This window comes from Vibrio sp. 378, from assembly GCF_033339435.1.
In genome coordinates this window covers 1-631 of the sequence record NZ_JAWOUO010000714.1, presented here as the reverse complement: position 1 = coordinate 631, position 631 = coordinate 1, and the positions used below count along the sequence as shown (strand labels likewise).

Genomic DNA, 631 nt, shown 5'->3' with positions numbered 1-631 from the left:
CAATGTTTGGATTTACATAGATGGCACCAACAGACACTTGAGTGCCCTCTAGGTAAGTAAGCATTGCTGGGTTACGCCATTGAGAACTTGCGTTGTCAGCCATTGCTGCTTCACCAGCGTAAGCACGACCTAGACCTGTTGCAGAATATTCAGCTAATTGGAAGCCTGCTGCATTTGCCATGCCTGAAGTGCCAAGTAGGCTAAGTGCTACTGCTGTTGATAGGAAAGTCTTGTTGGTTTTCATTCTAATGTTCGCTGAATTAATTATAACGTGGGGCAAAAGTCTAAAGGTAGAGTTATTACTTTAGAAATGAAAATCCGGAACATGAATGTATTTAGTATTTTGTTCTAATTTGTTGTTTGTTTGTGGTTTTATAATCTAACTATGATGGTGGGATGAAAAAAACTCAGCGAACACCTGTGAGGTCTAATTGTGATTTTTAGATACACGTGTTCACTCAAATTGAGCGGACGATAAGTGTTAGATAAGAAAAAAGGCTGGAAATCCAGCCTTTTATATAGAGTTTACTTACATTAAATATAAGGAATTTTCTTAGAAGCTACGGCTGTATTGTAAGCCAAACAGGATAGCGTCTGCGTGCGTTGTAGCTGTTACACCTGTAGAAAGACC

General features: G+C 39.3%; 1 protein-coding gene. It reads right to left on the bottom strand.

Annotated features, from left to right (window positions below; all coding sequences use genetic code 11):
- Positions 1 to 244, bottom strand: a 244-nt coding sequence (locus R7Q48_RS28440) for an OmpP1/FadL family transporter (protein WP_318133677.1), incomplete at its 3' end; no start/stop codon positions are given.
- Positions 245 to 631: the final 387 nt, after the last annotated feature.